A 6,290-nucleotide genomic window follows, 5' to 3' on the forward strand; every position below is an offset into this window, starting at 1 on the left:
AAACACCTATGGTTAAGCGAGTTATCGCTTAACAAAAACACTTTATAAAAATTGTACAGAAAAGGGGTGACTTTTCAGAGTCTACCCTAGCAATACCTAAAGGAGCACACATGACAACCTCTTACACCATTCACAACACCTTTGCGGATTGTAGCGTGAAAGAGCTTCTAGAGAAGCACTTACTCATTCCTCGAAAAATTAGGCATTTCCTACGGACAAAAAAGCATCTCTTGGTCAATGGCAGAGCTGTCAACTGGCAGAGCTCAGTCCATCTCGGAGATGTCATCAATCTAACCTTTGATGAGGAAGACTACCCTCAAAAAACACTGCCTGCTGGCAATGCTGACCTCATTGACTGCCTCTACGAAGATGACCACCTCATCATTGTTAACAAGCCAGAAGGGCTCAAGACCCATGGCAATGAGCCCACAGAAATCGCCCTGCTCAATCATGTCTCCACCTATGCTGGCTGCGTCTGCTATATCGTCCATCGATTAGACATGGAAACGAGCGGTGCTGTGCTATTTGCCAAAAATCCCTTTATCCTCCCTCTGCTGAACCGCCTCCTGGAGCAAAAACGTATCAAGCGCCAGTACCTCGCTCTGGTTGATGGTATTCTGCCCAAGACTAGGACGATTAGCGATAAAATCGGTCGTCATCGGCATGATCGGCGAAGACGCGTCGTTGATCATCGACACGGACAAGTAGCCCTCACTCGAGTAAGCCCAGTTCAGTTTGACGGGCAGCGAACGCTCGTTAGTTGTCAGCTCGAAACAGGACGCACCCACCAAATCCGTGTCCACCTGTCACACCAAGGACTGCCCTTATTAGGCGATCCGCTTTATCATCCCAAACCTAAAGGCAGGCTCATGCTTCATGCCCATCAACTCAACTTCACCCATCCCCTCACACGTCAAGAGATTGCCGTCACTTGTTCGTCTGAAACCTTTGAGCAAGCCCTCAAAACTCCCTAGCAATTTATTGATAGGGAGTTCATTTTATTTTGGAGTTGATAGGGCAAAAAGTGGTGATAACGGACGCTTTTCATGGATGCGGATAATCGCTTCAGCAATCAAATCTGCGATTGAAATCTGTTCAATCTTATCAATGACACGATTTTCTGGAAGGAAGATGGTGTCTAACACCACCAGTTTTTCAATAGCAGAGCGCTCAATATTATCCAAGGCAGGTCCTGATAAGACAGGGTGCGTACAGCTGGCATAAACCGAAACAGCTCCCGCATCACGCAGAGCATCTGCAGCGTGACAGATTGTCCCTGCTGTGTCGATCATGTCATCAATTAAAATACATGTTTTCCCAGCGACACTACCGATGATATTCATCACTTCACTTGTATTCATCTTGTCAACGCTACGGCGCTTGTCAATAATTGCCAGTGGAGTTTGTAAAAACTGGGCCAATTTTCTCGCCCGAGGCACGCCACCGTGATCTGGGCTGACCACCACATAGTCTTCTCCAGTCATCCCACGTCGAATGAAGTAGTCAGCAATCAGTGGCGCTCCCATCAAATGGTCAACAGGAATATCGAAAAACCCTTGAATCTGAGACGCGTGCAAATCAACCGTCAACAAACGGTCAACACCAGCAATTTCAAGCATGTTGGCAACTAATTTGGAGGTAATTGGTTCACGTGAACGTGCCTTTCTATCCTGACGAGCATATCCATAGTAAGGCATGACAACATTTACAGTCTCTGCACTCGCACGTTTCAAGGCATCTACCATAATCAAGATTTCCATCAGGTTATCATTGACTGGTGAACTAGTGGATTGTAAGATAAAGACATGATGACCACGAATCGATTCTTCGATATTGACTTGAGTTTCACCATCTGAAAACTGACGAACAGATGACTTCCCAAGCGGGATACCGATAATATCAGCTACTTTTTCAGCTAACTCTTGGTTAGACGATAAGGCAAAGAGCTTCAAATTTGAATACGACATAGAACCCTCCAAAAATTTTCGTTACCTCTATTGTAACCCTTTTTAGCGGAATTTTCAATAAGAAAAGGAAATAAGATATTGACTTAAAGAGCCATTGCCAAATAACAACCCGAATCTATTTATCAAGTTGTCTCAAATATTTAATAATCTAGTCTTGCTAGCTGAGCCTTTTAATATAAAAAACAGGACTTTTCCAAGTCCTGATAATGCACTCTAATTTGGATAGATGTAAGATACAACCCCTTCGCTAGTGGTTGTTGGGTTAAACCAACCACGGTGGTTATCAATGTAGCGTTTGCCCATCATGTTAGATTCTTGGACTTGAATCTTCGTATCGCTTTCAACAGCAACAACGTAAGCAACGTGACCATAACCATGATAGCCACCTGTCCACACTGCAACAGCGCCTACAGCCGGTGTCGTACCAACACGGAAGCCAGCAGCACGGGCACTCGCTGCCCAGTCACCACCATTACCCCAATAGTTTCCAACCCATGGAGCCAATTGTTTGACACCCCATGTACACTCACCAACAGGATAGGTGCTGTAATCATAAGATACTGTTGTCGTAGCGGCAGTCGTGTAAGTTTGTTGAGTTGCTGGGGCAGCTGCTTGTGCTGGTGCTACTAACGTCTGCACAGTAGGGGCAGCTGACTCCTGCACTGGAGTTGCAACCGCTGCACGAGAAGCTGCAATAGACTGCACCTGAGCCTCAGCTTGAGCCTTGGCCTCCGCTTCTGCACGAGCTTTTTCCTCAGCTGCTACACGAGCTTTTTCCTCAGCTACACTCTTTGCAGACAAGAGACTAGCTTTTTCCTCTTCAGCAGTTGTCAGAGAAGCTTGTAAATTAATTTGAGCAACTTCTAACTCTGCCTTTTGAACATTTAAAGCATAGGTGTTCTCGGACAAGGTCACAAGGTTTGCCTCAACAGTGTTAATAGCTTCTTGGTTAGCCTTTTGTTTTTCTTCGATATTGGTTTTATCCGATTGTTGTTGCTTCAACAATTTTTCATTAGCTGAAATAACCTTACGAATCGCCATGATTCGGCTAACCATTTCTGATAACGAGTCAGCTTCTAAAACTGTATTGATATACGTTGATGCTTGTTGATTTTTCTGTGCACTACGTGCTTGCTTTTTCAACTGACCATTTCGTGCCACAATTTTTTGTGACAAGCTATCAATCTCTGCAATCAATTCTTTTGACTCAGCTTGTAACTCTTCGTTTGTTTTAGTGAGCTCATCTTGCTGCGCTTCTAAATCAGCAACTTGTTTTTCTAAACTGGAAACTTGACTTTGAGCTTGTGCTTGTTCTGCTGATAGATTAGCGATGGTCGCATCGGTCTGCGCAATCTTCTTGTCAAAATCTTCAGCAAAAACAGACAGTGGTGCAACTGTATTCAAGAATAATCCACTAACCAATGCTGCTGAAATAATTTTATTTTTCATAGAATAGACACTCCTTCTAGTTTAAGACATTACCTATTTTAACAAAAAAAAGGGCTGAGTATGTTACACCTATATTACAGTTCGGTTGATATTTGACGAAAATCAACACCCCTAAATAAAACCGGTTCTAGGTAACGAAAGAAGAAAAATAAGGTCATCCCATTAAACAGTATCGTCCCAGGCATTTGACGATTAAAGAACTCTGAAAATGTCACCGTTGTTAACTGGTAAAAATAGCCCAGCCAGTAGAGGCCTACTGGAAATAACACCTGTAAGAGAACTAAGGCAAAAGCACGATCCCATTTCCCCTTTAGCCAGTAACGCCTAGTGATTGATAAAATAAAATAAACCAATGGAAATAGTACGGTCGCAAGCCCAATGGTCAGTAAATAATGCTGATCGTAAAATAACCCCAGCAAGACTAGGCTAAGATAACTGAAAAGATCCCGCCATAGGATACTGATATAGAAAATACTAATCAAGAGAAACTGACTCGTTACCAGCCAGCGGAAGTCAGTCAAGCCAGATAGGAAAAAGGAAATCTGCCCATCCAAGAAAAAAGTCACCAGCATAATTAACCAGAGGAGAACACGTTTCTTAATCATTTCCACCCTCCCCTATTAGTGTCACAGAAGTCAAGCTGGTATTATTGACAGCAGGCGTCACATAAGCCATCAGAGCTTGGTCTTCTGTCCGAGCAATTTCCTTAACCTGCCCAATGGTGATTCCCTCTAGCCCGGTGCCATCAAGCCCACTAGTCAAAACTTTATCACCAACCTTAATCGGCAGTTGCTGATTAAACTGACTTAGCTTAAGGGCCTCTTTTTCAGTATCATAGCCGAGCACCATGCCGTACAAGGTTCCTGATGCTGTTTCTATTCTTGCGCCAATTGCCGTTTGACGAGCCGTATTAGTCAGTAACTCAACCTGAGATGTCGTGTCATTCAGCTGGCTAATGGTTCCAACAAGACCCTTATCTGTCACTGCAAGCATGTGTGATGTTACCTGATCTTTCGCCCCTTTATCCAGTGTAACCATTTCTAGCCAAGATAAGGTCGAGCGATAAATCACACGAGCAGAGAGAAGTTGCTGTGCTGAAATTTCTTTCTTGATTGACAATGCCTCACGGAGTGTCGCATTATCATTTTCCAAACGCTCAATGATACGATCTTGATTTTCTAAGGTTGACAAACGTTGTTTCAGCGATTTATTTTCATTATAGGCTTGAAACAAGTCCGTAACTTCCTGCCCAAAATCAGTAGCCAAGTCTACAGGTAATCTCATGAAGCTGGTGAACTGAGCTAGAACAGCTGCTGGAAAATTAGCCAGCTGCTTTGTTGCTTCTCGATTACCCGAGACAAAAAAAAGCAATGATACCAGTAACAAAGCACTTGTCATTGCAAAAATAATCCATTTAGAAAAACGTCGTTTCTTCATCTTAGCACCCTCACTTAACAAAAAACGAGATAACTATCTACCTCGTTTACTTACGGAGAATGAGGGATTCGAACCCTCGCGCCAGTTACCCGACCTAACGATTTAGCAAACCGTCCTCTTCAGCCTCTTGAGTAATTCTCCAAGACATTATATCAGCACTAAGCTATTTTAACTATGGCGCGAGACGGAATCGAACCGCCGACACATGGAGCTTCAATCCATTGCTCTACCAACTGAGCTACCGAGCCTTATTGCGGGAGCAGGATTTGAACCTACGACCTTCGGGTTATGAGCCCGACGAGCTACCGAGCTGCTCCATCCCGCGTTAATAATAATTTTCAAATAATAGCTGAGCAATAAACTCAACTACTATCTTAAGGAGGATGTGGGATTCGAACCCACGCACGCTTTTACACGCCTGACGGTTTTCAAGACCGTTCCCTTCAGCCGGACTTGGGTAATCCTCCGCTAAATGGACCTTGTAGGACTCGAACCTACGACCGCTCGGTTATGAGCCGAGTGCTCTAACCAGTTGAGCTAAAGGTCCAAAGTCATCCACAATATGAAAATAGCGGCGAAGGGGATCGAACCCCCGACCTCTCGGGTATGAACCGAACGCTCTAGCCAGCTGAGCTACACCGCCACATATCGGGAAGACAGGATTCGAACCTGCGACATCTTGGTCCCAAACCAAGCACTCTACCAAGCTGAGCTACTTCCCGAAAATGCACCCTAGAGGAGTCGAACCTCTAACCGCCTGATTCGTAGTCAGGTACTCTATCCAATTGAGCTAAGGGTGCTTATTAAATTATGCTGAGGACCGGAATCGAACCGGTACGGGGTTGCCCCCGCAGGATTTTAAGTCCTGTGCGTCTGCCAGTTCCGCCACCCCAGCCTCATACAAAGAAAGCGAACGACGGGATTCGAACCCGCGACCCCCACCTTGGCAAGGTGGTGTTCTACCACTGAACTACGTTCGCNCAGATGCTCTACCAACTGAGCTAAGCCGGCCTATTGCTTAATGCGGGTTAAGGGACTTGAACCCCCACGCCCGAAAGCGCCAGATCCTAAATCTGGTGCGTCTGCCAATTCCGCCAAACCCGCATTCATGACTCGTGCTGGGCTCGAACCAGCGACCCATTGATTAAAAGTCAATTGCTCTACCAACTGAGCTAACGAGTCTAACCTATTTTATTCTATCCAAGATAATAAGTAGAAAGACTGCTGTCTTTCATTATCTGGTTACTTGAAACATCACGGTGTGATGTTTCAACGGTCCCGACGGGAATCGAACCCGCGATCTTCGCCGTGACAGGGCGACGTGATAACCGCTACACTACGGGACCTATTAAGTTTCCTTAATAATGGGAGTTAACGGGATCGAACCGCTGACCCTCTGCTTGTAAGGCAGATGCTCTCCCAGCTGAGCTAAACTCC

Annotated in this window: 5 protein-coding genes and 14 tRNA genes; 1 reads left to right on the forward strand and 18 read right to left on the reverse strand. The window is 45.0% G+C overall.

The window, feature by feature from the left end; all coding sequences use genetic code 11:
- Positions 1 to 110 precede the first annotated feature (110 nt).
- Entirely contained in the window at positions 111 to 974 is an 864-nt protein-coding gene (locus ACERC8_RS09630; RefSeq protein ID WP_373659667.1) for an RluA family pseudouridine synthase, read from the forward strand.
- A gap of 24 nt (positions 975 to 998) precedes the next feature.
- Here ACERC8_RS09630 and ACERC8_RS09635 read toward each other — a convergent pair whose 3' ends face one another.
- The 18 genes from ACERC8_RS09635 to ACERC8_RS09720 form a co-directional block, all read right to left on the reverse strand.
- The gene (locus ACERC8_RS09635; protein ID WP_018368518.1) at positions 999 to 1,967 is read right to left on the reverse strand and encodes a ribose-phosphate diphosphokinase; all 969 of its coding nucleotides are present in this window, start codon (positions 1,965 to 1,967) and stop codon (positions 999 to 1,001) included.
- Between the two features lie 213 nt (positions 1,968 to 2,180).
- Positions 2,181 to 3,416: a peptidoglycan hydrolase PcsB gene (pcsB, locus tag ACERC8_RS09640; protein WP_373659668.1), complete on the reverse strand. Its 1,236-nt coding sequence runs from the start codon at positions 3,414 to 3,416 to the stop codon at positions 2,181 to 2,183.
- A 74-nt stretch (positions 3,417 to 3,490) separates the two neighbouring features.
- Positions 3,491 to 4,021 carry a rod shape-determining protein MreD gene (gene mreD / locus ACERC8_RS09645; protein ID WP_373659669.1) on the reverse strand — a complete coding sequence of 177 codons (531 nt, stop codon included), beginning with the start codon at positions 4,019 to 4,021 and terminating at the stop codon, positions 3,491 to 3,493.
- Positions 4,014 to 4,853, reverse strand: coding sequence for a rod shape-determining protein MreC (gene mreC, locus ACERC8_RS09650; protein ID WP_373659670.1), 840 nt, complete (start codon positions 4,851 to 4,853; stop codon positions 4,014 to 4,016). The genes mreD and mreC overlap by 8 nt, the downstream gene beginning before the upstream one ends.
- 53 nt (positions 4,854 to 4,906) lie before the next feature.
- A tRNA-Ser gene (locus ACERC8_RS09655) sits at positions 4,907 to 4,994 on the reverse strand.
- A 34-nt stretch (positions 4,995 to 5,028) separates the two neighbouring features.
- Positions 5,029 to 5,101 (reverse strand) — tRNA-Phe (locus ACERC8_RS09660).
- Positions 5,102 to 5,104: 3 nt separating this feature from the next.
- Positions 5,105 to 5,178 (reverse strand) — tRNA-Met (locus ACERC8_RS09665).
- A 52-nt stretch (positions 5,179 to 5,230) separates the two neighbouring features.
- Positions 5,231 to 5,320, reverse strand: a tRNA-Ser gene (locus tag ACERC8_RS09670).
- A 6-nt stretch (positions 5,321 to 5,326) separates the two neighbouring features.
- Positions 5,327 to 5,400 (reverse strand) — tRNA-Ile (locus ACERC8_RS09675).
- A gap of 22 nt (positions 5,401 to 5,422) precedes the next feature.
- A tRNA-Met gene (locus tag ACERC8_RS09680) sits at positions 5,423 to 5,496 on the reverse strand.
- A gap of 5 nt (positions 5,497 to 5,501) precedes the next feature.
- Positions 5,502 to 5,575: transfer RNA gene (locus ACERC8_RS09685), tRNA-Pro, on the reverse strand.
- A 4-nt stretch (positions 5,576 to 5,579) separates the two neighbouring features.
- Positions 5,580 to 5,653 (reverse strand) — tRNA-Arg (locus tag ACERC8_RS09690).
- Positions 5,654 to 5,664: 11 nt separating this feature from the next.
- A tRNA-Leu gene (locus ACERC8_RS09695) sits at positions 5,665 to 5,748 on the reverse strand.
- A gap of 13 nt (positions 5,749 to 5,761) precedes the next feature.
- Positions 5,762 to 5,833, reverse strand: a tRNA-Gly gene (locus ACERC8_RS09700).
- Positions 5,834 to 5,875: 42 nt separating this feature from the next.
- Positions 5,876 to 5,957: transfer RNA gene (locus ACERC8_RS09705), tRNA-Leu, on the reverse strand.
- Between the two features lie 5 nt (positions 5,958 to 5,962).
- Positions 5,963 to 6,035 (reverse strand) — tRNA-Lys (locus ACERC8_RS09710).
- Between the two features lie 91 nt (positions 6,036 to 6,126).
- Positions 6,127 to 6,199 (reverse strand) — tRNA-Asp (locus ACERC8_RS09715).
- Positions 6,200 to 6,218: 19 nt separating this feature from the next.
- Positions 6,219 to 6,290: transfer RNA gene (locus tag ACERC8_RS09720), tRNA-Val, on the reverse strand.

It is taken from the genome of Streptococcus sp. E29BA, assembly GCF_041807805.1.
In the GTDB taxonomy this organism is placed as follows: Bacteria; Bacillota; Bacilli; order Lactobacillales; family Streptococcaceae; genus Streptococcus; species Streptococcus entericus.